We start from the raw sequence: 22,845 nt of genomic DNA on the forward strand, positions 1-22,845 counted from the left end.
CGTTATCAATATTTGACTCGAATAGGACTGTTTCCAAGAATGGGGGCATCCCCAAGACCCGGAGCCCATGCGCCCGGGCCCGGTTCCCGCACAGGAGACAGACCATGAACCCCGAACCGCAGGCGCTGGCCGCCATGCAGTCTTCCCCCGCCCAGGCTTTCCAGGCCGTGCCCGACCGCCACGGCAGCAATCTGTACACCACCGATTCGCAGTTGCAGCCGCTGCTGGCGCTGTATCTGCCGCCCGAGGTGAACGCGCACCTGCAGCCCCATCTGGAGCGCATGGGCGCCCTGGCCGGCCGCGAACTCGATGAATGGGCGCTGACCGCCGACCGCAACCCGCCCGAGCTGGAGCACCGCGACCGCACGGGGCGCGATGCGCAGCGCATCGTCAAGCACCCGGCCTATGTGGAGATGGAGCGCATTGCCTATGGCGAGTTCGGCCTGGCCGTCATGTCGCACCGCACGGGCGTGCTGGGCTGGGATGGCAAGCTGCCGCCGCTGGCCAAGTACGCGCTGACCTATCTGTTCGTGCAGGCCGAGTTCGGCCTGTGCTGCCCGCTGTCCATGACGGACTCGCTGGCGCGCACGCTGCGCAAGTACGGCGAGCCGGCCCTGGTCGAAAAGTACTGGCCGCGCATGACGCAGCTGCGCTTCGAGGACCAGGCCCAGGGCGCCATGTTCATGACCGAGCAGGCGGCCGGCTCGGACATCTCCAACACCCAGACGCTGGCACGCCCGGCCGCCGACGGCAGCTGGCGCCTGTCCGGCGACAAGTGGTTCTGCTCCAACCCCGATGCCGACTTCGCCATGGTGCTGGCGCGCGTGGAAGGCGCGCCGGCGGGCATGAAGGGCATCTCGCTGTTCCTGCTGCCGCGCCGGCTGGACGACGGCTCGGCCAACCACTACCGCATCGTGCGCCTCAAGCACAAGCTGGGCACGCGCTCCATGGCCAGCGGCGAGATCGTGCTCGACGGCGCCGTCGCCTACCTGGTGGGCGAGCAGGGCCGGGGCTTCGTGCAGATGGCCGACATGGTGAACAACTCGCGCCTGTCCAACGGCGTGCGCTCGGCCGGGCTGATGCGCCGCGCCGTGGCCGAGGCCGAGTACGTGGCGCGCGAGCGCCGCGCCTTCGGCAAGGCCCTGCAGGACATGCCGCTGATGCAACGCCAGCTCGACAAGCTGCGCATCTACTCCGAACAGGCCCGCACCATGGTGCTGCAGACGGCCCAGGCGCTGCAGCGTTCGGACGCAGGCGAAGACGGCGCCTACGCGCTGCTGCGCATCCTCACGCCCATGATCAAGTTCCGCGCCTGCCGCGATGCGCGCAAGGTCACGGGCGACGCCATGGAAGTGCGCGGCGGCTGCGGCTACATCGAGGAATGGAGCGATCCGCGCCTGGTGCGCGACTCCCACCTGGGATCGATCTGGGAAGGCACCAGCAACATCGTGGCGCTGGACGTGATCCGCGCCATCAAGCGCGAAGGCTCGCTGCCCGTGCTGCGTGACCACGCCGCCCAGCTGCTGGCTCAGATCGAGGCGGCCACGGACTTCAAGGCCGCGCTGTCGGCCAGCATGGACAAGGCTGCGGCCCTGGCCCTGCGCGCGGCCGAGGAGGGCGGTGACCGCCTGGCGCGCGCCGCCGCCTCGGGCCTGTACCACTGCTTCACGGCCACGGCCATGGCCTGGGAGGCCTCTTGCACACGCAGTGCCGAGCGCATGCGCTGGGCCCAGCTGGTGCTGCTGCACCGCGTGCTGCCGCGCGACCCGCTGGCGGCAGGCGACCTGCCCGAAGGCTGGACACGCTGAGCCCATCGACCGCACCGACCCAGAACGCACATCCCGTCCACAGGGATGACCGCACAAGTACCGGAGACAAACACCATGCCTTGCACTGACCAGAAGCCGTCCTTCCAGAAACGCCGATTCCTGTGGGCCTGTGCGCTCGCCGCCACCGCCGCGCTGCCGGCCACCGCACTGGCCGAACGCTTTCCCGAGCGGCCCATCAGCTTTGTCGTTCCCTTCCCGCCCGGCGGGCCCACGGACGCCATGGCCCGCACGCTGGCGATATCGCTGACCGAGACGCTGGGCCAGAGCGTGATCGTGGAGAACAAGGCCGGTGCGGGCGGCAACATCGGTGCCGACTTCGTGGCCCGCGCCAGGCCCGACGGCTACACCATCATGTTCGGCACCTCGGGGCCGCTGGCCATCAACAAGCACCTGTACCGCAAGATCAACTACGACCCGCAGACCAGCTTCGCGCCCATCATCCGCGTGGGCCACCTGCCCAATGTGCTGGTGGTCAATCCGGCGACCAAGGCCACCACCGTGCAGGAGCTGATCGCGCAGGACAAGGCCAAGCCGGGCAGCCTGGACTATGCGTCCTCGGGCAACGGTGCCTCCTCGCACCTGGCCGGCGTGCTGTTCAACAAGATGGCCGGCACCTCGCTGCAGCACATCCCCTACAAGGGCACGGGCCCGGCGCTCAACGACCTGCTTGCGGGGCAGGTGAACATGACCTTCACCGACATCCTCACCGCCATGCCCTACATCAAGGCCGGCAAGTTCAAGGCCATTGGCGTGGCCACGGAAAAGCGCTCCCAGGCCATGCCCGACATCCCCACCATCGCCGAGCAGGGCCTGCCCGGCTACGACGTGAGCGTGTTCTTCGGCGTGGTGGCACCGGCCGGCACGCCGGCCGACCGCATCGAGACGCTGAACGCGGCCTTCCGCAAGGCCCTGGGCAGCGAGCGCATCCGCAAGACCTTTGCCGACCAGGGGCTGGAGCCGGCATCGGATCTGTCGCCAGCGGGGCTGTCGACCTTCATCGCGCAGGAGGTGACCAAGTGGAAGGCCGTGGTCGATGCCTCCGGCGCCAAACTGGATTGAATAGATGGAGAACACCCCCTGAGCGGCTACGCCGCTTCCCCCTCTCTCGCACGCGGGAGTGGGACGGCGCCTTCGCTGCGGGGCGGCCCTTGCTGAGCGCCCCGGTGGCTTGAAGCACGCCAGTCTTGCACCTTGTGCCAATGAAGAAAGAAACTTTATGAGCAGAGCCAATGGTGCCCTTCAGGGCATCCGTGTCCTCGACCTCTCCCGCATTCTTGGTGGCCCGCTGTGCGGCCAGATCCTGGGCGACCACGGTGCCGACGTGCTCAAGGTGGAGCCGCCGCAGGGCGACGATACGCGCGCCTGGGGGCCACCGTTCCAGGACGGTGTGTCCTCCTACTACCGGGGCCTGAACCGCAACAAGCGGCTGCAGTTCCTGGACCTGTCGCAGTCTGAAGGGCAGCAGGCCGTGCTGGCGCTGATGGAGCAGGCCGACGTGGTGGTGGAGAACTTCAAGATCGGCACCATGGAAAAGTGGGGCATTGGCTGGGAGCAGGTGCGCGAGCGCTTTCCGCGCCTCATCTGGTGCCGCGTCAGCGGCTTCGGCGCCGATGGCCCGCTGGGCGCCTGGCCCGGCTATGACGCGGCCATTCAGGCCATGACGGGGCTGATGAGCGTCAACGGCGAGGCCGGCGGCGATCCGCTGCGCGTGGGCCTGCCCGTGGTGGACATGGTCACGGGCATGAACGGCGTCATCGGCGTGCTGCTGGCGCTGCAGGAGCGCCAGCGCAGCGGTCTGGGCCAGCTGGTCGATGTCTCGCTGTACGACAGCGGCATCTCGCTGCTGCACCCGCATGCGGGCAACTGGTTCATGAGCGGCAGGACGCCGGGGCGCTCGGGCAATGCCCATCCCAACATCTATCCCTACGACAGCTTTGCCACGGGCACCACGCCGGTCTTCCTGGCCGTGGGCAACGACCGCCAGTTCCGCCTGCTGTGCGAGCACCTGGGATGCCCGCAACTGGTGGCCGACGAGCGCTTTGCCACGGCCGGCCAGCGTTCCCACCACCGCGATGCGCTCAAGCCGCTGCTGGAGCAGGCCCTGCAGGCCAGCGACGGCCCCGCCCTGGCCGATGCGCTGATGGCCATCGGCGTGCCCGCCGCACCCGTGCTGGGCGTGGATGCGGCGCTCAACCACCCGCATACCCTGCACCGCGAGATGGTGGTGGAGATGGAGGGCGGCTACCGGGGCCTGGGCGCGCCCGTCAAGCTCAGCCGCACGCCGGCCAGCTACCGGCATGCGCCGCTGGCCGAGGGCGACAGTTTCGAGTGAGCTGCATTCAGGGCACGATGGGGCGCAGTTGCGCGTCAGCCATGCCCACCAGCAGCGCACGCCCGTCGGGCTCCACGCGGAACTCGCCGTAGCGGGCCTGCTCCCAGCGCTGGCCATCGCCTTCGCGGAAGTACCAGGCATCGGTCACCAGCGTCCACCGGCCGCCGCGCGGGGTGAGTTCAAAGCGCTGCTCGCCGGGCGCCAGCGGCTCGCTGGCCGTGCCGGAGCGCAGCCACTGCACCACGCCCTGCTCATCGAGCTTGCCGATGGCGTAGAGGCGTCCGCTGCGCAGGTTCTCTTTCTCCACGTCCCTGTCCTCGGAAGGCAGGCGGAAGTTCAGGCGCATGTAGTCGCCCTGCATCAGGGAGCGCGGGTCCACCGGCGCCAGTTCCACGAACACCTTGCGGCCCTGGGCGATGGTGCGTTCCTTCTGCGCAATGCCGATATTGGCCACCGCCAGCGTGCAGGCCGCCGTCAGCACCACCAGCCACGGCGCCCAGCGCTGCAGGGGCGCGGCGCGCGATGCGGCGGCGGTCTCCGCGCTGCCTGGCAGGGATGCGGCGCGCGGCCCTGCCCAGGCCAGCAGGCCCAGCAAGGCGCCGCAGCCGGCCAGCACCATGGCCTTCGTCGCCAATGGCCAGGCCAGCTGGTAGTAGAAGCTGCCCACGATCCAGGCCGCAGCCAGGGCGGCCGCTGCGGCCTGCCGCCAGCGGCCGCTGGTGCCGGTCACCGCCAGCGCCAGCAGGCAGGCGCCCAGCCAGGGCAGGAAGGCACTCAGCACGGCCAGCACCACGGCAGCCACGGCGGCGCGCGGCTGCCGCAGCGTGGGCCATGCGCGCTGAGCGAACCAGGCGGCTGCCAGGGCCAGCACGGCCGAGCCGGCCTGCGTCAGAACGCCCATGGAGATGTTCGGGGCGGCTTCCTGCGCCAGCTCGCCCGCCAGGCCGCCGCCCAGCACGCCGGCCACCATGAAGCTCCTGCCGGACAGAAAGGCCAGGCCAGCCAGCACCGCCAGCAGCCAGCCCGTGGCAAAGGGCTCCAGCGCCGCCGCCATGCGGGTCTGTGCCGCAGACTGCCCCAGCGCGCGCCACTGGGCTGCCAGCAGCAGCATCCAGAGCAGCAGCGCCGCATGCACGATGACCCAGGTCGGCAGGCCTGCGTACAGGGTGGATGGATCGTTGTCCGGCCAGAGCATGGTGCAAAACAGCAGCGCGCAGGCGGCGCCCAGCAGCACGCGCAGCCAGGGCCTTGGAATGGCGGCCGTGCAGGCCAGCGCAATGACCAGGCCTATCGCGCCCGCAGCCTGCCCCGACAGGTCGCGCGCCAGGCCAAAGCCCAGCAGGCCGGCGCCGGTCAGCATGGCAGGCAGGGCCAGCTGCTCCAGGAAGACGGGCAGCTCCTCGGCGCGCAGCACGGCCACGGCTGCGGCCAGCATCATGGCGCCGATCACATAGGTGCCGGCGCCGCGCTCTATCCAGTCGGACAGGGCAAACGCAAACAGAATCAGCAAGGGCAGAAGGGCCAGCCAGGCGCCCAGCGCCGTGAGCAGCACCACCGCCCAATGGCGGTCGTTGGCGGCAGGGCGGCGGTCCTGCAAGGCGGCAGGCGGCAGGATGCCCTGGTCCACGGCCTGGCGCAGCAGGGTGTCGTGTTCGTGGCTCATTGAAGGCCTCCTTCCGCGTTGCGTGACATTCGAAGCACCAGGCTGACCGTGGCCGCCAGCAGGCACGCAGCGCCCAGGCCGACGAGCAGCAGCATGCCCGTGAAGTCCGCCCCCAGTTTCTCCAGCAGCAGGTAGACCAGGCCGCACACCAGCAGCACGTTCAGGCCCAGCGCCGCACCGCTGAGCAAAAAGATATCGAAATGCCTGCGCAGGCCCGCCAGCGCCGCCGCGCCTGCCAGCAGCACCAGCCCCAGCGGGTACTGCGGCGCCACCGTGCTGTGGAACAGCCCGCTGATGGCGGTGGAGGTGATCATCGCCAGCGCCAGCGCGCCCGCGCCGCGCAAGGCCCACAGCCCCGCGCCCGTGAAGCGCCGCAGGGCCGGTGCCATGACCGCGGTGATGGCAAGGGCGGCGCCCAGGGCCACGGCATGTACGCCCAGGTCGCGCGACTCCACCTCCCAGAACTGCGGCGTATGGGCCTGCGCCCACAGCGCAATGCCCGTCATGGCAACCACCACCCAGGGCACCCAGACGCCATCGCTGCGCGCCGCCAGGGCCAGCGGCAGGGTCAGCGCTGCCCACAGCGCAAACAGCTGCCAGGGGTCCGCTCCCGTCTGGTAGGTCTGCCCGAAAAAGGCGAACAGCGCACCCGTGCCCAGCAGCGCCAGCACCGACAGCGGCACGCGCGCCGCCGCGCGCCATGCCGCGCCAAGACACATCACGAGCACGAAGCCCTGCAGCAGGGCAAAGCGCTGCATGCGGCCCATGCTCTCCCAATTGGCGGCAATCCACAGCACGATGCCCAGCCCGCCCAGCGCCGCGCCCAGCAAGGCCACCACGGGCCACAGGCGGGTTCTGAGCGCAGCCGGTTCCTGCTCGAATCCCGCCAGTGCAAACAGCTGCACGGCGGCCTTGCGGTCCAGGCCATGTTGGCGGACAAGGTCATGCAATAGGGGGCGCAGGTTCATGGTGCGGACGTTCCTTGGCTTGAAGAGTCGGATGCCCGACTGTGCCAGAACCTCGCGTGCATGGATGGCGGCGCAGGACGGCATTCCGGCGAGCCGGGGGAGCCGTGGGAAGATCGCGGCCAGAGTCCTGCCATCCTCTTGCCATTGCTGCCTAGCCCAATCCTGCCGACATGCCTTTCCTGCCTGCCCCTTGCCCCGGTGCGCAAACGCACCAGCACCAGCACCCGCACCCGCACCCGCACCCACAACCTGCAGGGCAGGCGCGATGAAGCGCGGCGATGCGCTGGACGGGCAGATCGAGTGGCAGCCGGTCACCCGGCCTGCCGCCATCGCGCTGACGGCCTTTGCCGCCTGGATCATCTGGGGCCACTTCTTCAGCCAGGGCCACTGGCTGCTGCTGCTGGACAACGCCAACCTGGCACTGCACGAAGCCGGGCATCCGCTGGTGGCCCTGTTCTCGCAGCATCTCTCGGTCTACGGCGGCACGCTGTTCCAGCTGCTGTTCCCGGCCCTGTTCATGCGCCATTTCCACAGGCAGGGCCAGCGCACGGGCTGGATTGCCGCGCTGATGTGGCTGGGGGAGAGCCTCATGAACGTGGCCCACTACATGAAGGACGCGCGCGCCCAGGTGCTGCCCCTGGTGGGCGGCGGCGACCATGACTGGACGGAGATCTTCAGCCGCTGGGGCGTGCTCCAGGCCGATGTGCGCATCGGCACGCTGACGGCGCTGCTGGGGCTGTGCCTGGTGCTGTGGGGGCTGCGGTTTGCCGTTGCGGCGCTGCGCTCGCCGCAGGCCTGACCCGCCATCTGATACGGTCGAATCCGCTGCATCTGCTGCTACCGCCGGGGCAGGGCGCTGGGCATAGTCCAGGCAGTCCCCGGCAATTCATGACAAGCCCGCATCAAGGGCGCACCGGCCGGGGCGAAGGCCCCGCATGTCAGAACGACCGAAACCGCTTCCCGATGAAACCGCCGCAGCCCCCCGGCCGCGGCCCGCGCCACGCAAGGTGATTCCCATCGCCGATGCCAGCGCGGACTCCCCGCTGTTCGAATCGCGCAGGAAGATCCAGCCGCGCTCCATCACGGGGCGCTTCACCCATTGGCGCTGGGCCATGGTCTGGCTCACGCAGCTGTTCTTCTATGGCATTCCCTGGCTGCAGATCCATGGCCGGCAGGCCCTGCTTTTCGACCTGGAGCAGCGGCGCTTCTACGTCTTCGGCTGGCTGCTGTATCCGCAGGACTTCATCTACCTGGCGGTGCTTCTCATCGTCTCGGCGCTGGCGCTGTTCCTGTTCACCACGGTGGCCGGGCGGCTGTGGTGCGGCTTTTCCTGCCCGCAGACGGTCTACACCGAGCTGTTCATGTGGGTGGAGCGCCGGCTGGAGGGCGACCGCAGCGCGCGGCTGCGGCTGGACGGCAGCGGCTGGGGCGCGGAGAAGATCGCGCGGCGCGGCGGCAAGCATGCGCTGTGGCTGCTGATCTCGCTGTGGACGGGGCTGACCTTTGTCGGCTACTTCGTGCCCATCCGCAGCCTGCTGCCCGAGGTGCTGGCGCTGACCGGCGCATGGCAGATCTTCTGGGTGCTGTTCTATGCGCTGGCCACCTACGGCAACGCGGGCTTCCTGCGCGAGCAGGTCTGCAAGCACATGTGCCCCTATGCGCGCTTCCAGAGCGCCATGTTCGACAAGGACACCCTGGTCGTCACCTACGACGCCGCACGCGGCGAATCGCGCGGCCCGCGCCACAAGGGCGTTGACTACCGGGCCCAGGGCCTCGGCGACTGCATCGACTGCACGCTGTGCGTGCAGGTCTGCCCCGTGGGCATCGACATACGCGACGGCCTGCAGTACGAATGCATCGGCTGCGGCCTGTGCATCGACGCCTGCAACAGCGTCATGGACCGCATGCATTACCCGCGCGGGCTGATCCGCCTGTCCACGCAGAACGGCGTGGCTCGGGGCTGGCGCCAGAGCGAGCTGGTGCGCCGCATCTTCCGCCCGCGCGTGCTCATCTACGGCACGGCGCTGGTGGCCATCTCCACGGCCATGGTGGCCAGCCTGGCGCTGCGCACGCCGCTGAAGGTGGACGTGGTGCGCGACCGGGGCACGCTGTCGCGCATCGTGGCCGGCGGCCAGATCGAGAACATCTACCGCGTGCAGATCGGCAATGCCACGGAGCAGGACCAGCGCTATGTGCTGTCGGCCTCGGGCATGGAGGGCCTGCGCGTGGCTTCGGAGACCGAGGTGGACGTGGGCGCGGCCCAGGACCGCTGGGTCGTGGTGCGGCTGCAGGCGCCCTATGGCGCGGCCGGCCCTGGCTCGCACGGCGTGGAGATCACGGCCACGGCGGTGGGCGATCCGGCGCTTACCAAGCAGGCCCACAGCACGTTCCTGGTTCCGCGCTGAAGGGCCGGTTGGATGGATTGATTCAGGAGTACAGCGCAGTTGTTGTGCACGATGCCTGGTCCGCTGCAGCGCGGGCTGGCATCGGTTTTGAGGCCCCGGAAGTTTGTTCCGGGGCCTTTTTTTCATCCTGCCGGCACCGAGGCGGCTTGCAGGGCGGCGACTCCCGGGCGACACGCTCTGGTGTAAATGCTCATAGGGAAATCCGCAGACCCCGCTATGGTGGGCGGCTGTTTTCCGTCCCGCGTATGAACCAGAAACCTGCCTCCCCCGACAACGTCTTTTCCGAGTCCAGCGCCTCCGCATCGCTGGCCGCCTCCACCACCACAACCAGCACCACCGGCAGCAGCCCGGCAGCGGCCACGCCCAAGCCCTTTCGCTCCGCCCTGATCCGCTCCGGCACCATCCGTGCCACCACGCGCAGCTTCCTGCATGCCCTGGGCCAGGACGACGAAGACATGGAGCGCCCGCACATCGGCGTGTTCCACACGGGCGGGGAGATGAGCCCCTGCAACCTCAACCTGCGCGACCAGGCCCAGCATGCCAAGACCGGCATCTATGCCGGGGGCGGTACGCCGCATGAATGCCCGGTGGTGTCGGTCAGCGACGGGCTGACCATGGCGCATTCGGGCATGCGGTTCTCGCTGGTCTCGCGCGAGTTGATCGCCGACAGCGTGGAGGCCTCGGTGCGCGGCCACCAGTGGGATGGCATCTTCGCCATCGGCGCCTGCGACAAGAACCTGCCGGGGCTGATGATGGGCATGGTGCGCTGCAATGTGCCCAGCGTCTTCGTGCATGGCGGCTCGGCCCTGCCGGGGCAGGCGCCCGGCGTGCACGGGCGCGACCTGAACGTGGTCGATACCTACGAGACCATCGGCCAGGTGCTGGCCGGCACCGCCACGGCGCAGGACCTGGAGGCCATGAGCCGCGCCTGCCTGCCCACGGCCGGCGCCTGCGCAGGCCAGTTCACGGCAAACACCATGGGCATGGTGAGCGAGGCGCTGGGCCTGGCGCCCATCGGCTCCAGCATGGTGCCCGCCGTGTTCAGCGAGCGCGCACCGCTGATGCGCCGCGCCGCGCGCCAGCTCATGCAGGCCGTGTGGGCCAGCGCCGAAGGCGGCGGCCCGCTGCCGCGCGACATCATCACGCGCCGGGCACTGGAGAATGCCTGCGCCGTGGTCAGCGCCACGGGTGGATCGACCAATGCCGCCCTGCACCTGCCGGCCATCGCGCACGAGGCCGGCATCCGCTTCCACCTGGACGACGTGGCCGAGATCTTCGCGCGCACGCCGCTGATCGCCGACCTGCGTCCCGGCGGGCGCTTCCTGGCGCGCGACGTGTACTACATCGGCGGCGCCGGCGTGATCCTGCGCACGCTGATGGAGCAGGGCTTTGTCCACGGCGATGCGCTCACCTTCACGGGCCGCACCCTGGCCGAAGAACTGGCCGATGCCGCGCCGCCCGATGGCGAGGTGGTGCGCACGCCCGGCAATCCCATCACGCGCGACGGTGGCCTGACCGTGCTCAAGGGCAACCTCTGCCCCGATGGCGCGTTGCTGAAGACGGCCGGCCTCAAGACCCTGGTGCACCGGGGCCCCGCGCGCGTCTTCGAGTCCGAGGAACAGGCCCAGGCCGCCGTGCAGGCCATGCAGTACGCGGCCGGCGATGTCATCGTCATCCGCAACGAAGGCCCGCGCGGCAGTCCCGGCATGCGCGAGATGCTGGGCATCACCGCGCTGCTGTATGGCCAGGGCATGGGCGACAAGGTGGCCCTGCTGACCGATGGACGCTTCTCTGGTGCCACGCGCGGCCTGTGCATCGGCTACGCAGGCCCCGAGGCTGCCGACAACGGCCCCATTGCCGCGCTGCGCGACGGCGACCTCATTGCCATCGACGCCCGCGCCGATGCGCGCAGCATCACGGTGGAAATCGGCGAGGCTGAACTGGCCGAACGTCTGGAACAATCGGCCGCCGCGCGCCGCCAGATGCCGCCGCTGGGCGGCGTGCTGGAAAAATACGCGCTCACCGTGCGCCCGGCCCACCAGGGTGCGGTCACGCATTCGGGCCAGGTGGTCTGGCTGCGCGACGACAGTTGAAGCCGTCGGGCTGGCACGCGTTTCCCCCGCTGTTCCTCCACTGCTTTTTTCAGAGTTTCAATTTCAACCGGAGACATACGCATGAACATCGACCGCCGCCAATGGCTGGGCACCGCTGGAGCGGGTGCGCTGCTGGCCAGCCTGGGCCAGCAGGCCTGGGCGCAGGCCCAGGGCCCCATCGAGACCCTGAACATCATCACCGGCTTCGCGGCCGGAGGCACCTCGGACGCCATCTGCCGCCGCGTGGGCACCAAGCTGTCGGGCTATGCCAAGACCGCCGTGGTGGAGAACCGCACGGGCGCGGGCGGGCAGATCGCCATCAGCTACGTCAAGGGCCGGCCCGCAGACGGCGCCACCCTGCTGCAGACGCCCACGTCCATGCTGTCCATCTACCCGCACATCTACAAGAAGCTGCCCTATGACCCGGTGGCCGACCTGGCGCCAGTCACCGTGGGCTGCATCTTCGACTTCGGCTTTGCCGTCGGCCCCGCCGTGCCCGCCAGCGTGACCACGGTGCCCGAATTCTTCGCCTGGGCCAAGGCCAACCCCGCAGGCGCCAACTTCGGCTCGCCCGCGCCCGGCTCCACGCCGCACTTCATCGGCGCCCTGCTGGGCCAGCATGCCGGCGTGGACTTCAAGCACGCCGGCTACCGCGGCACCCAGCCCGCGCTGCTGGACATGCTGGGCGGCAACGTCTCCGCCGTCTGCGGCCCCGTGGGCGACATGCTGCAGCACCTGGCCGGCGGCAAGATGCGCATCCTGGGCGTCAGCGGCGCCAAGCGCAGCCGCTTCGCACCCCAGGTGCCCACGCTGGTGGAGCAGGGCTACAAGGACATGGCGCACAGCGAATGGTTCGCCTTCTTCGTGCCCGCCAAGACACCCGCCGAGACCGTGCAGCGCCTGAACGGCCACATGCGCAAGGCCCTGGCCACGCCCGACGTGGTGGACAGCCTGGCCACCTTCGGCCTGGACGCCCAATCCTCCACCCCCGCCGAACTGGCCGCGCTGCTGCAGTCCGAACTCGCCAAATGGGGTCCCATCGTCAAGCGCGTGGGATTCACAGCAGAGGGCTGATCAAAACCAGCGGGCCGAGCGAAGCGAAGGCCCGAGCCAACTCCCCGTATGTCAGCGCCTGCGGCGTGGCGGTTGCGGGGTTGCAAGCCTGCCGAAGGACAGGCTTGCTTCGTCATCTGACTCGCCGTGATTGTCTGAACGTAGCGCGCAGCGCGAAGAGAGTTTCACGGCGAACCCCGCAGCCGCCACGATGCAGGTTGCCCGCAGCGAAGCGGAGGGTCGCGGACATTCGGGTCGCCTTTGCTTTGCCTACTTTCCTTTGGCGAAACAAAGGAAAGTAGGTCGGCTGCCGGGCCGAGACCCGGCCTCAGAAAAATACCACCCGGCAGGGTCAAAAACAGACCCACGTAAACCAAAGCATCAGAACGGCAACGTCCCCTGCACATACAACGTCCGAGGCATCCCCACATACTTGCCCCCGTTGTTATCCGTAGACCGCGTGTAGTACCTGCGATCGAACAGATTCTTGACCCCCACGGCCACCCGCAGATTGCTCAGCGACTTGCCAAAGTCATAGCCCGCACGCAGGCCCACGGTCGCAAACCCGGGAATATCGCCCAGCCGCCCCGCAGCATCTTCCTGCGTTACATACTGCGTGCCCGACCCCGGAGAGCGCTGCTTCGATTGCGCGGCCAGGTCGGCATTCAGCGTCCACTGCCCCAGCGCATAGCGCGCCCACAGCTGGCCCGTGTGGCGCGAGTACAGCGGCAGGTCGCGCCCCGCGAAATCGCCGGCGCGCGAGACGGCCTCGGTGTAGGTATAGGACACACCCGCCGTCAGCCCCTTGAGCGCGGCATTCCACTGGCCCAGGTCGTAGCGCAGCGAGGACTCGATGCCGCGGTGGCGCGTGGCGCCCAGGTCGGTCCAGATGCCGTCCACGCCCACGCGGGTCAGCAGCAGTTCCTTGTCGAAGTCGATGTTGAACAGCGTCAGCTCGGCGTTCAGCGCCGGGCTGTTGTAGTGCGTGCCCACCTCATAGGTCTTGGCCGATTCGGGATGCAGGCCGCGCTCGGTCTGGGCCAGCTGCGCGTACTGCTGGGGGCCGAAGGACTTGCCCGCGTTGGCGAACAGCGACCACTGCGCATTCATGCGGTAGAGCACGGACAGCGTGGGCAGGAACTCGCTTGCATCGGCCTTGGGGAACAGCTGGCTGGTGACGGTGCTGCCATCGGCGCCCAGGTTGCTGACGTTGTTGAAGGAGTTGATGCGTTCGTAGCGCACGCCAGGGGTGATGGTCCAGTTGCCGATGTCGATGCGGTCATCGATGTAGAAGGCATGGGCCGTGGTGCCGCCCTGGCTGGTCTGGTAGGGCGTGATCGGCAGGGCCATGGCGTTGGCCATGGTGGCGGGGTTGTAGTAGGCGGTGCGCAGCGCGACCTCGGAACTGCTTTCCTTGAGGTAGCGGTAGCCCACGCTGACTTCCTGCACCACGGAGCCGGTCTCGAACAGGCGCGAGTAGCGCGGCTCGATGCCGAAGTAGTGGTAGCTGCGCGGCGCGGCCGTCAGGCGGCGCTGGTTGGCGTTGTCCTGCTCGATGTAGCTGCCGCGGAACGAGTCCACGTAGTAGCCCAGCACCTCGAAGTTGTTGCGCCCGTCCTTGTGGTTGTACTTGAACGAGGCATCGGTGCGGCGGCCGTCGAAGCTGTCGTAGGAGCGCGTGGACTGGAACGGGTCGGCCGCGTACTGCGCCGTGGTCAGGCCGCCGGGCATGCGGCCCGAGCCCTCGAAGTGGTGCAGCGAGACGGCGATGTCGTCCTGGGCCGAGATGCGGTAGGCACCCTTGAGCAGGATGTCGTCGATGTCGGTCTTGTCATTGCCTGCGCGCCAGCCGTCGCCATGCGTGCCCGAGTACAGCAGGGCCAGGCCCAGGCCGGATTCGTTGGTGCCGCCCACGAAGAGGCTGGGCGTGGTCTTGGCATTGCCGCCGTGGCTGTAGATCTCGGTGCCCACCGAGGCCTCGGCCGCGAAGGTCTTGGGAATGGCGCGCGTGACGAAGTTGATGATGCCGCCCACGTTCTGGGGGCCGTAGCGCACCGAGCCCGCGCCGCGAATCACGTCCACCGACTCCAGGTTGCCCAGCGACACGGGCGCCAGCGACAGCTGGGGCTGGCCGTAGGGCGCGTAGGAGACGGGCACGCCGTCCATCAGCACATACGAGCGCGGCGACAGGCGTGCCGTCAGGCCGCGCACGCCGATGTTCAGCGACACATCGCTGCCGCCCGTGCCGTTGCTGTCCTGCACCTGCACGCCGGGCACCAGGCGCAGCACGTCGCGCAGGCTGGAGGAGCCGGTTTCCTCGATGCGCGCCCGTTCGACGATGGTGCGCGCGCCGGCATGGTCCAGCACCTTTTCCTCGGTGGGGTTGTCCAGCCAGTTGCCCGTGACGGTGATGGCGGACAGGCCGGCCTCGGGTGCGGTGGTGGTGGGGGATGGCGCCTGTGCCGACGCCTGCAGCGACAGCAGGGCGGCGGCGACAGCGGCCGCGCAGCGTGTGAGCGTGGCGCAGTGATTGCTGGAAACCATGGAAAACTTCCTTTGTGCCTCTGGGATTGGTGCAGCGCTGAAGGGTCGGCTGGCAGGCTGCAGGACGCGTGGCGGCGGGCGAGGCGGAAGCAGGAGACAAGGACCGGTCAGCATGCATGGCGGCGATGCCGGTTCGGGGTGCGAGTCTAAATGAGAATCATCCAGCTCGGCACCAGGCTGACAGCAGCTGTGCCGGGCCGCGTTGCCCGGGCGCTACAGCGCAGCAGGTGCTGCCAGCGCAGCGGGCGCTTACCTTGCTGCTTTTGCTGTTGGACGGGGCTGCATTGCGCGGGCCAGCTCGCCCAGCGTGGCCAGGGCCTGCCCGGTCTCGTCGCTCCAGTCATGGCCGTAGTTCAGCCGCAGGCAGTGGCCGAAGGCCTGCGAGGCCGAAAAAATCGGCCCCGGTGCCACGCTGATGCCGCGCGCCAGCGCCGCGCGGTGCAGGGCCAGCGCATTGCAGTATGGCGGCAGCTCTATCCACATGAAGTAGCCGCCCTCGGGCCGCGTGGCCCGCGTGCCTTGTGGAAAGTGGCGGGCAATGGCCGATGCCATGTGATCCCGCTGCAGGGCCAGGCTCTGGCGCAGGCGGCGCAGGTGGCGGTCGGCGCCGCCGCTTTCCAGGTAGTCGGCCAGCGCCTGCTGGGTGGGTGCATTCGTGGCCAGCGTGGTGGTGAGCTTTTGCCGGGCCACGGCGCGCGTGAAGCGCCCCGGCGCGGCCCAGCCCGTGCGCCAGCCCGGCGCCAGCCATTTGGAGAACGAGCTGCAGTGCAGCACCCAGCCTTCGGTGTCGAAGGTCTTGGCCGGCGGCGGGCGGCGCTCGCCGAAGTACAGCTCGCCGTACACGTCGTCTTCGATCAGCGGCACGCGGTGGCGCGTGACCAGCTCCACCAGTGCGCGCTTGCGCGCTTCGGGCATGAGGCTGCCCAGCGGGTTCTGAAAGCAGGTCATCAGCCAGATGGCCTGGGGCCTGTGGCGATGCAGTGCTGCCTCCAGCGCAGCCAGGTCCATGCCCTCGCCCGGATGGGTGGGCACCTCGATGGCCGACAGGCCCATGCGCTCCAGCGCCTGCAGCGCGCCATAGAAGCAGGGCGATTCGATGACCACGGCGCCGCCGGGCCGCGTGACGGCGGCCAGGCACAGGTTCAGGGCCTCCAGCGCGCCGTTGGTGATGACCAGGTCGGCCGGCGTCAGCGCCAGGCCGTCGGCTAGGTAGCGGCGTGCGATCTGGCGGCGCAGCGCCAGGCTTCCGGGCGTGAGGTCGTCGATGGCGCTGCGCGGGTCGGCCTCGCGCGCGGCATGCGCCAGGCACTGGCCCAGGCGGCGCAGCGGGAACAGGCCCGGCGAGGGAAAGGCCGAGCCCAGGGGCACGACATCGCGGTCCATGGCCGACTCCAGCACCTCGAACACGCGCTCGCTCACATCGACCACCGCAAAGCTGTCGCCCTCTGGCGAAGACGGCTCGGTGGGCTCGGGCGGCGCGCTGCGCGGGCGCTGGGCCACGAAGTAGCCCGATCGCTCGCGCGCGCGCACCAGGCCGCGCGCCTCCAGCAGGTAGTAGGCCTGGAACACCGTGGAGGCGCTGACGCCGCGCCGCTCGCTGGTCTGGCGCACCGAGGGCAGCTTGTCACCTGGGCACAGAACGCCTGCGGTGATGGATGCCTCGATATCGTCGGCCAGCTCCTGGTAGCGCGTCATGGCGGCGTGCGTGCGTGGGTGCGGGCGCCGCTTCAGCCTTGCTCGGCCAGCAGTTCCTGCAGCGCCTTGATCTGCTGGCGCAGGCGCTCGTTCTCGGCTTCGAGTTCGTTCACGCGCTGCTGCAGCTCCTCGGGCGAGGCGGTCACGGCCGCGCCTTCGCCGTCGGCCGCTTCGGCTTCGGGCTTGGCGGCCTTGGGCTTTTTCTTGGCATCGCGCACGCGCTTGGCGGCCTGCTTGAGTTCGTCGGCTCCTGCGGCGGCCACGGCCTGCTGCTCGTCCACGGGCAGGCTGGCGACCACGGCGGCGGTGCTCAGCGAGATGTCGCCCGAGCGCACGGCGGCCACCACTTCGGGCGCGGCCTTTTGCTGGATGGTCTCGATCAGCTTGACCTGGCTGCTGGACAGGCGGGCCACGCGGGCCAGGGCCTCGCGCGTGTCCAGGGCCTCGTCGGGCACCTTGGCCACGCTGGCCAGGGCGGCGGCGACCACGGGGTCGGTCTCGCCTTCCCAGGGGGCTTCACCCTCGGCCTGGGGCGCACCGGCCTTGGCGGCCATCACGGCCGCGGCGGCGGCCGAGCGGCGCGCGGCAATGATCTCGCGCTTGCGCAGCGCCAGCACGCCGCGCTGGAAGTCGGACACGCTGCGGCGGCCCAGGTGCTGGTCGATCATCCACAGGTGCACGTCGTCCATGTTCTTGAACTGCGTGGCCTGCACGGTGTTGAAGGGCAGGCCGTGCTTTTGGCAGATGGCGTAGCGGTTGTGGCCGTCGATGAGCAGGTCGTTCCAGAGCACGAGCGCGTCGCGGCAGCCTTCGGCCACGATGCTGCGCTCCAGCGCGTCGAGTTCATCGGGGGTCAGCGGGTCGATGTAGGCCTTGAGTTCTTCGTTGACGACGATGTCCATGGCAGTGCAGAAATGAGGAATGAAAGGAACGGCGGCCGCTCCGGGCCATTGCAGCAATGGCCCTGGACAGCCGCCAGGAAAAAATCACGGGCAAGGAGGGCAGGGCGGCCTGCGCCCCGGCTTCACAGCAGGCGCGAGATCAGCGCACCCTCGGCCGGCGCATCCAGCGGAATGCGCACGCGGATCGGGTTGCCCTGGGCGACCTGCACGGGCTCGCCGTCGAGGTTGAACATCTTCTCCAGCAGCACCTGGCGGTTGCCCTGCGGGTGGATGATCTCCAGCGTATCGCCCACCGAGAAGCGGTTCTTGGTCTCCACCTCGGCCATGCCGTCGGCATAGCTGCGCACCTCGCCCACGAAGTGGCTGCGCTGCAGCACCGAGTGGCCGGTCTCGTAGTTCTGGTAGTCCTGCGAGGGACGGCGCTCCAGCAGGCCGCCCGTGTAGCCACGGTTGGCCAGGCCTTCGAGCTCGGTGATCAGGTGCGGGTTGAAGGGGCGGCCGGCCACGGCATCGTCGATGGCGCGGCGGTAGACCTGGGCCGTGCGGGCCACGTAGTACAGGCTCTTGGTGCGGCCCTCGATCTTGAGCGAGTCCACGCCGATCTTCACCAGGCGCTCCACATGCTCCACGGCGCGCAGGTCCTTGGAGTTCATGATGTAGGTGCCGTGCTCGTCTTCCATGATGGGCATCAGCTCGCCGGGGCGGCCCTTTTCCTCCAGCAGGTAGACCTGCTCGGCCTTGGGGTGGCGCGCGCCGTCGCCGCAGGTGCTGGTGAACTGGCTGTCGGCCTCCTCGCGGGCCTTCTCGAAGCTGAAGTCCTGCTCCATGGTCTGGGCCAGGGCCTCGCCGGTATTGGGATCCACGGCCGCGTCATGCGTCTTGTAGTCCCAGCGGCAGGCATTGGTGCAGGTGCCCTGGTTGGGATCGCGCCGGTTGAAGTAGCCCGACAGCAGGCAGCGGCCCGAGTAGGCGATGCACAGCGCGCCGTGCACGAAGACCTCGATCTCCATGTCCGGGCATTCCTGGCGGATCTTCTCGATCTCGTCCAGCGACAGCTCGCGCGACAGGATGATGCGCGAGACGCCGGCCTTCTGCCAGAACTTCACCGTGGCCCAGTTGGTGGTGTTGGCCTGCACCGAGAGATGGACCTCGGTCTCGGGCCACTTTTCCTTGACCATCATGATCAGGCCGGGGTCGGCCATGATCAGCGCGTCGGGCTTGCACTCGATCACGGGCTCGATGTCGCGGATATAGGTGCGCACCTTGTCGTTGTGGGCGATCAGGTTGCTGGTGACGAAGAATTTCTTGCCCCGCGCATGCGCCTCGGAGATGCCCTGGGCGATCTGTTCGAGGCGGAATTCGTTGTTGCGTGCGCGCAGGCTGTAGCGGGGTTGCCCGGCGTAGATGGCGTCGGCGCCAAAGTCGTAGGCCGCACGCATCTTGTCGAGCGAGCCGGCCGGCAGCAGCAGTTCGGGGGCTTTGAGGGTCATGATCCCCGTATTGTCCCGCATCGCGCTTTCCAACACGGTTCGCTATGGCTCCGCCAGGCCCAGTCTCTTCAGATGCACCAGCAACTGCCTTGCATGGGCGGGCAACTGGTCTTCCCGGGCCGTGCACAGCAGCAGCTGGCGCCGGGCCCAGGCATCGCTCAAGGGCACGGCGCGGGCGCCGCTGGCCGGGGCCAGGCGCTGCGCGGCTGCCTCTGGCATGACGGCCACGCCCACGCCCTGGCCCACCAGCTGGCAGATGCTGTCCAGGTGCTGCAGCTGGGCGCGCCAGCGCAACTGCCCTCCCGACGGCCCTTCCAGCAAGGCAGCCTGCTGGCGCACCAGCACCTGCAGGGCGGCATCGTGCGGCAGGCCTACCCAGTCTTCGGCCAGCAGGTCCTGCAAGGCCAGCCGCTTGCGCCGGGCCAGGCGGTGGGCGCGCGGCAGCACGGCCACCAGCGGGTCGGGGCGCCAGGGCGTGGCCTGCAGGCCGCGCAGGTCCTGGGCATCGCTGGCCACGCCGATGTCGCACAGGCCCTGGCGCAGCCGGTCCAGCACTTCGGCGCTGCGGCATTCCTGCAGCTCCAGCGCCACGCGCGGATGCCCGCGCAGGAATCCGGCCACGGCCAGCGGCAGGTGCTCGCTGACGGCCGAGGTGTTGCCGCATACGCGCACATGCCCGGCCAGGCCCGCGCCGTACTCGGCCATGTCGCCGCGCAGGCGTTGCATCCGGGCCAGAACGTCACGCGCATGCTGGCCCAGCGTGTGGCCGGCCGCCGTGGGCCGCACGCCGCGCGCCTGGCGCGCGAGCAGGGCGCAGCCCAGTTGCGCCTCCATGCCGCGCACGCGCTCGCTGGCCGAGGCCAGCGTCATGTGCGCGCGCCCGGCCGCCGCCGTGAGCGTGCCGCAGTCGAGGATATGGACGAACAGCTGCAGGTCGGTGAGGTCGAATCGCATGGACTGTGGTGCTGAAGGATCAGGCCATGCCTGAGCCTTGGTTTGAAGATTCCCGATTGTGATCCCTGTGGTGGTGAGCGAGTATGGCGCCATGAGGTTCAGGAAAGGCCTGAGCCAGGTCAGTGAAAGTGCAGGGTGGCCGTGATGTGGGATGCGTGGTGGGTGCTGGCGGCGGCGGTGGCCGTGTTCGGGCTGGCCGGTGTCGTCAAGGGAGTGGTGGGCCTGGGCCTGCCCACGGTGTCCATGGCGCTGCTGGCGCTGTTCATGCCGGCCGGGCAGGCGGCGGCCTGGCTGCTGCTGCCGTCCCTGGTGACCAATGTGGTGCAGATGCGGCCCATGCCATCGCTGCGGCCTTTGCTGCGGCGCCTGGGCTGGATGCAGCTGGGCATTGTCGCGGGCACGGTGGGCGGCATGCTGTGGTGGGGCCCGGTGGGCGAGGCCGCCGTGGCGCACACGGCGCTGGGCGTGGCCCTGGTTATTTATGCCCTGTGGGGCCTGTGGGGACCGGGCCTGCAGTTGCCGCAGAGGCATCAGGCCTGGCTGGGTCTGTTGTGTGGTCTGTTGACGGGCGGGATCACGGCGTTGACCGGCGTGTTCGTGGTGCCGGCCGTGGCCTTTTTGCAATCGCTGGCGCTGGGCCGGCAGGCGCTGATGCAGGCCATGGGCCTGTGCTTCACGGTGTCCACGCTGGCGCTGGGCGCGGGCATGGCGCTGGCGCAGGGGCCGGGCCATGCCGCTTCGTCCTGGACGGGCTGGGGGGCCACGGCCCTGGTTTCCGCACTGATGCTGCTGCCCGCCCTGGCCGGCATGGCCTGGGGCGAGCGGCTGCGCCAGTCGCTGTCGCCCCAGGTTTTCAAGCGCGTGCTGATGCTGGGCCTGCTGGCCCTGGGCATCTACATGTGCGCCAGGGGCTAGCCCCGGGGCGTTCAGGCGCGGAACACCTTCACGGGGCTGCCGCGCTCCACCTCCCAGTGCTGCTGGCTGCGCGTGCGCCGGGCCTGGCCCTCGCCCTGCGCGTTGAGGCGCGCCAGCTTCAGGGCCAGCAGCTCGCGCGCCAGCCGCTTGTTGGCGTGCTGGCTGCGCTCGCTCATGACCTTCACCGAGATCCCGCTGGGCACATGCAGGGCATGGACGGCGGAGTCCGTGGTGTTGACATGCTGGCCGCCCTTGCCCGAGGCCTTGCAGGCCTGGAAGACGATTTCGCCGTCTGCCGGCAACTGCCGGGGCGGCTCGCACTTCTGCACGGCAACAAACCAGTTCCTGCGCGGGTGGTGGGGCCGCAGGGGGCTGTCGAAGACCCACTGGATGGTGCCCAGCCAGGCGCCCAGCGTGCCGTGAAGCAGGCCCGTGTCGCCCTCGCAGCGCAGCAGCACGGACTTGTAGCCGGCCGGCGTGGGCGTTTCCTCCAGCACGTCCACGGCGATGCCGCTGGCAGCACAGTCGCGCAGCAGCTCGCGCAGGGTCAGGCGCACGGCATGCTCGCACTCGGCGGGGCCGTGGGATGCGGTCAGCTGGATCAGCAGCATTGCATGGCTCCCTTCTTGTAGGTCAGCAGGGGGCGCAGCCGCGCCACCAGTTGCACCAGGCCGGCTTCCTGCAGGCTGGCGACGACGGAGTCCACGTCCTTGTAGGCCTGGGGGGCCTCCTCGTAGACCAGTTCGCGGTCGGCGCAGACCACGGCGCTGCCGAATTGGGTGCGCAGCAGCTCGTCCAGCGTGAAGCGCGGGCGCAGGCGGCCCATGCAATCGGCGCGTGCCCACTTGCGGCCCGCGCCGTGTGCCAGCGAGTGCAGTGCCTCATCACGCCCGGCCACGGGCCGCACAAGGTAGCTGTAGTCGCCGCGCGAACCCGGGATCACCACCAGACCCTGGTCGGCCGGCGTGGCGCCCTTGCGGTGCAAAAAGCCGTCTTCGCCGCGCCAGTGGTGGGCGATCACGTGGTTGTGGGTGATGTCCAGCAGGGCCTCGCCGCGCGTGCGCAGGGCGCGCAGCAGGCGTGCCGCAATGCTGGCGCGGTTGAGCTGGGCAAAGGCGATGGCGGCCGCGTGCTGGCGCAGGTACTGCGTGGCGGCATTGCTGCTGGCGGCCAGGCCGTCGTGGCTGAAGGCCTCCACATGGGCGCGCAGGATGGCGCCCCCCAGCCCGCGCGAGCCGCTGTGCACCATGAGGTGCACGCGTTTCCTGTCGAGCGCGCCGTCCTCGTACAGCGTGTCCACCACCTGCAGTTCGGCAAAGTGGTTGCCGCCGCCAATGGTGCCCAGGCTGTCCTGCAGATACGCCAGGTCGGCCACGCCGCTGGCCTGGGCGATGTGCTCCAGCTGCTGCATGTCCACGGCGTCCAGCAGTTCCTGGGGCAGGGGGCCGTCGATGTTGCCCACCGCCTTTTCCAGCTTGGGGGCCGAGGTCTTGTGCGCCGCCAGCTCCGTGCTGTACAGCGACATGCCGCAGCCGATGTCGCCGCCGACCAGGGCCGGGTAGAAGCGGCCCACGGAAAAGAAGGCCGCCCCTACCGGGTAGCCCCGGCCCGGGTGCAGGTCGGGCAGGCCCACGGCGGCGCGCATGCCGGCCAGGTTGCGGGCCGTCGTTTGAAGTTGTTGGATGGCGGCGTCTTCAATCCAGACGCCGCGGTTGGCGAACACCTCAATGTAGGTGTCCGAAAGGGAATTGCCCATGAATGGCTTTCGATCGAGTGCTTGGGGCACATTCCGGCAGATGCGGAATGCGCAATGGGCAGTCGCCGCAAGCTCGATGGACAGGCATCAGGAAAAGCGCACGCGCAGCCGAAAGCCGGGCCTCTTGCGGGGCCGGGAATCAGGTCTGCAGCGTGGCCTGGAGGCGCTAGGGCTTCAAGCGTGCACGACTGCAAAGGGACGTGTCGAATGGGACATGGGTTCTCTCCTTTGCGATGGTGGACGGGT

The 22,845-nt window shown here is 69.3% G+C and carries 17 protein-coding genes; 8 read left to right on the forward strand and 9 right to left on the reverse strand.

All coding sequences use genetic code 11. From position 1 onward, the window contains the following. The first annotated feature begins 104 nt into the window (after nt 1-104). The 3 genes from JHD82_RS02530 to JHD82_RS02540 all read left to right on the forward strand — a co-directional run bounded on the left by JHD82_RS02530 (nt 105) and on the right by JHD82_RS02540 (nt 4,161). Entirely contained in the window at nt 105-1,808 is a 1,704-nt protein-coding gene (locus tag JHD82_RS02530; protein ID WP_199135320.1) for an acyl-CoA dehydrogenase family protein, read from the forward strand. 75 nt (nt 1,809-1,883) lie between these two features. Next, nucleotides 1,884-2,888, forward strand: coding sequence for a tripartite tricarboxylate transporter substrate binding protein (locus JHD82_RS02535; protein ID WP_199135321.1), 1,005 nt, complete (start codon nt 1,884-1,886; stop codon nt 2,886-2,888). A 157-nt stretch (nt 2,889-3,045) separates the two neighbouring features. After that, nucleotides 3,046-4,161: a CaiB/BaiF CoA-transferase family protein gene (locus JHD82_RS02540; RefSeq protein WP_012204365.1), complete on the forward strand. Its 1,116-nt coding sequence runs from the start codon at nt 3,046-3,048 to the stop codon at nt 4,159-4,161. Nucleotides 4,162-4,168: 7 nt separating this feature from the next. Here JHD82_RS02540 and JHD82_RS02545 read toward each other — a convergent pair whose 3' ends face one another. Both JHD82_RS02545 and JHD82_RS02550 read right to left on the reverse strand, forming a co-directional pair. Continuing rightward, nucleotides 4,169-5,824 (reverse strand): GDYXXLXY domain-containing protein, encoded by a 1,656-nt coding sequence (locus tag JHD82_RS02545; RefSeq protein WP_199135322.1) that lies wholly within the window; start codon nt 5,822-5,824, stop codon nt 4,169-4,171. Next, the gene (locus JHD82_RS02550; protein ID WP_199135323.1) at nt 5,821-6,792 is read right to left on the reverse strand and encodes a DUF2157 domain-containing protein; all 972 of its coding nucleotides are present in this window, start codon (nt 6,790-6,792) and stop codon (nt 5,821-5,823) included. The genes JHD82_RS02545 and JHD82_RS02550 overlap by 4 nt, the downstream gene beginning before the upstream one ends. A gap of 265 nt (nt 6,793-7,057) precedes the next feature. Between JHD82_RS02550 and JHD82_RS02555 the strand changes: the two genes are divergently transcribed. The 4 genes from JHD82_RS02555 (at nt 7,058) to JHD82_RS02570 (ending at nt 12,364) form a co-directional block, all read left to right on the forward strand. Beyond that, on the forward strand, nt 7,058-7,591 hold the full coding sequence (locus tag JHD82_RS02555) for a hypothetical protein (RefSeq protein WP_013803421.1): 534 nt from the start codon (nt 7,058-7,060) through the stop codon (nt 7,589-7,591). A gap of 136 nt (nt 7,592-7,727) precedes the next feature. Further along, complete coding sequence (gene ccoG, locus JHD82_RS02560) at nt 7,728-9,197, forward strand: cytochrome c oxidase accessory protein CcoG (RefSeq protein ID WP_199135324.1); 1,470 nt, start codon at nt 7,728-7,730, stop codon at nt 9,195-9,197. 245 nt (nt 9,198-9,442) lie between these two features. Beyond that, complete coding sequence (gene ilvD / locus JHD82_RS02565; RefSeq protein ID WP_199135325.1) at nt 9,443-11,290, forward strand: dihydroxy-acid dehydratase; 1,848 nt, start codon at nt 9,443-9,445, stop codon at nt 11,288-11,290. A gap of 81 nt (nt 11,291-11,371) precedes the next feature. Beyond that, a complete protein-coding gene (locus tag JHD82_RS02570) occupies nt 11,372-12,364 on the forward strand; it encodes a Bug family tripartite tricarboxylate transporter substrate binding protein (protein ID WP_012204371.1) in 993 nt (330 codons plus the stop codon). 360 nt (nt 12,365-12,724) lie between these two features. Here JHD82_RS02570 and JHD82_RS02575 read toward each other — a convergent pair whose 3' ends face one another. The 5 genes from JHD82_RS02575 to JHD82_RS02595 form a co-directional block, all read right to left on the reverse strand. Beyond that, nucleotides 12,725-14,887: a TonB-dependent siderophore receptor gene (locus JHD82_RS02575; protein ID WP_012204372.1), complete on the reverse strand. Its 2,163-nt coding sequence runs from the start codon at nt 14,885-14,887 to the stop codon at nt 12,725-12,727. A 249-nt stretch (nt 14,888-15,136) separates the two neighbouring features. After that, nucleotides 15,137-16,582, reverse strand: a complete 1,446-nt coding sequence (locus tag JHD82_RS02580; RefSeq protein WP_199135326.1) for a PLP-dependent aminotransferase family protein — start codon at nt 16,580-16,582, stop codon at nt 15,137-15,139. 32 nt (nt 16,583-16,614) lie between these two features. Beyond that, a complete protein-coding gene (locus JHD82_RS02585) occupies nt 16,615-17,484 on the reverse strand; it encodes a plasmid replication/partition related protein (protein WP_199135327.1) in 870 nt (289 codons plus the stop codon). Nucleotides 17,485-17,606: 122 nt separating this feature from the next. Next, nucleotides 17,607-18,995 (reverse strand): tRNA 5-hydroxyuridine modification protein YegQ, encoded by a 1,389-nt coding sequence (yegQ, locus tag JHD82_RS02590; protein ID WP_012204375.1) that lies wholly within the window; start codon nt 18,993-18,995, stop codon nt 17,607-17,609. A 21-nt stretch (nt 18,996-19,016) separates the two neighbouring features. Further along, complete coding sequence (locus tag JHD82_RS02595; RefSeq protein ID WP_199135328.1) at nt 19,017-19,928, reverse strand: LysR family transcriptional regulator; 912 nt, start codon at nt 19,926-19,928, stop codon at nt 19,017-19,019. A gap of 144 nt (nt 19,929-20,072) precedes the next feature. Here JHD82_RS02595 and JHD82_RS02600 point away from each other — a divergent pair, with 144 nt between their 5' ends. After that, nucleotides 20,073-20,843: a sulfite exporter TauE/SafE family protein gene (locus tag JHD82_RS02600; protein ID WP_199135329.1), complete on the forward strand. Its 771-nt coding sequence runs from the start codon at nt 20,073-20,075 to the stop codon at nt 20,841-20,843. An 11-nt stretch (nt 20,844-20,854) separates the two neighbouring features. Here the strand turns inward: JHD82_RS02600 and prfH are convergent, their stop codons facing one another. After that, nucleotides 20,855-21,454 (reverse strand): peptide chain release factor H, encoded by a 600-nt coding sequence (prfH, locus tag JHD82_RS02605; protein ID WP_012204378.1) that lies wholly within the window; start codon nt 21,452-21,454, stop codon nt 20,855-20,857. Next, nucleotides 21,445-22,599, reverse strand: coding sequence for an RNA ligase RtcB family protein (locus tag JHD82_RS02610; RefSeq protein ID WP_199135330.1), 1,155 nt, complete (start codon nt 22,597-22,599; stop codon nt 21,445-21,447). Before JHD82_RS02610 ends, prfH begins: the two co-directional genes overlap by 10 nt. Between the last annotated feature and the right edge of the window lie 246 nt (nt 22,600-22,845).

This window comes from Delftia sp. ASV31, from assembly GCF_016428765.1.
Classification (GTDB): Bacteria; Pseudomonadota; Gammaproteobacteria; order Burkholderiales; family Burkholderiaceae_C; genus Comamonas; species Comamonas acidovorans.

Excerpts from the sequence above, each read along its gene's own strand:
- ccoG (WP_199135324.1), top strand. The coding sequence starts at position 7,728 with ATGTCAGAACGACCGAAACCGCTTCCCGATGAAACCGCCGCAGCCCCC.
- JHD82_RS02550 (WP_199135323.1), bottom strand. The coding sequence starts at position 6,792 with ATGAACCTGCGCCCCCTATTGCATGACCTTGTCCGCCAACATGGCCTG.
- JHD82_RS02540 (WP_012204365.1), top strand. The coding sequence starts at position 3,046 with ATGAGCAGAGCCAATGGTGCCCTTCAGGGCATCCGTGTCCTCGACCTC.
- JHD82_RS02580 (WP_199135326.1), bottom strand. The coding sequence starts at position 16,582 with ATGACGCGCTACCAGGAGCTGGCCGACGATATCGAGGCATCCATCACC.
- ilvD (WP_199135325.1), top strand. The coding sequence starts at position 9,443 with ATGAACCAGAAACCTGCCTCCCCCGACAACGTCTTTTCCGAGTCCAGC.
- yegQ (WP_012204375.1), bottom strand. The coding sequence starts at position 18,995 with ATGCGGGACAATACGGGGATCATGACCCTCAAAGCCCCCGAACTGCTG.
- JHD82_RS02585 (WP_199135327.1), bottom strand. The coding sequence starts at position 17,484 with ATGGACATCGTCGTCAACGAAGAACTCAAGGCCTACATCGACCCGCTG.
- JHD82_RS02535 (WP_199135321.1), top strand. The coding sequence starts at position 1,884 with ATGCCTTGCACTGACCAGAAGCCGTCCTTCCAGAAACGCCGATTCCTG.
- prfH (WP_012204378.1), bottom strand. The coding sequence starts at position 21,454 with ATGCTGCTGATCCAGCTGACCGCATCCCACGGCCCCGCCGAGTGCGAG.
- JHD82_RS02555 (WP_013803421.1), top strand. The coding sequence starts at position 7,058 with ATGAAGCGCGGCGATGCGCTGGACGGGCAGATCGAGTGGCAGCCGGTC.
- JHD82_RS02595 (WP_199135328.1), bottom strand. The coding sequence starts at position 19,928 with ATGCGATTCGACCTCACCGACCTGCAGCTGTTCGTCCATATCCTCGAC.
- JHD82_RS02610 (WP_199135330.1), bottom strand. The coding sequence starts at position 22,599 with ATGGGCAATTCCCTTTCGGACACCTACATTGAGGTGTTCGCCAACCGC.
- JHD82_RS02545 (WP_199135322.1), bottom strand. The coding sequence starts at position 5,824 with ATGAGCCACGAACACGACACCCTGCTGCGCCAGGCCGTGGACCAGGGC.
- JHD82_RS02530 (WP_199135320.1), top strand. The coding sequence starts at position 105 with ATGAACCCCGAACCGCAGGCGCTGGCCGCCATGCAGTCTTCCCCCGCC.
- JHD82_RS02575 (WP_012204372.1), bottom strand. The coding sequence starts at position 14,887 with ATGGTTTCCAGCAATCACTGCGCCACGCTCACACGCTGCGCGGCCGCT.
- JHD82_RS02570 (WP_012204371.1), top strand. The coding sequence starts at position 11,372 with ATGAACATCGACCGCCGCCAATGGCTGGGCACCGCTGGAGCGGGTGCG.
- JHD82_RS02600 (WP_199135329.1), top strand. The coding sequence starts at position 20,073 with ATGTGGGATGCGTGGTGGGTGCTGGCGGCGGCGGTGGCCGTGTTCGGG.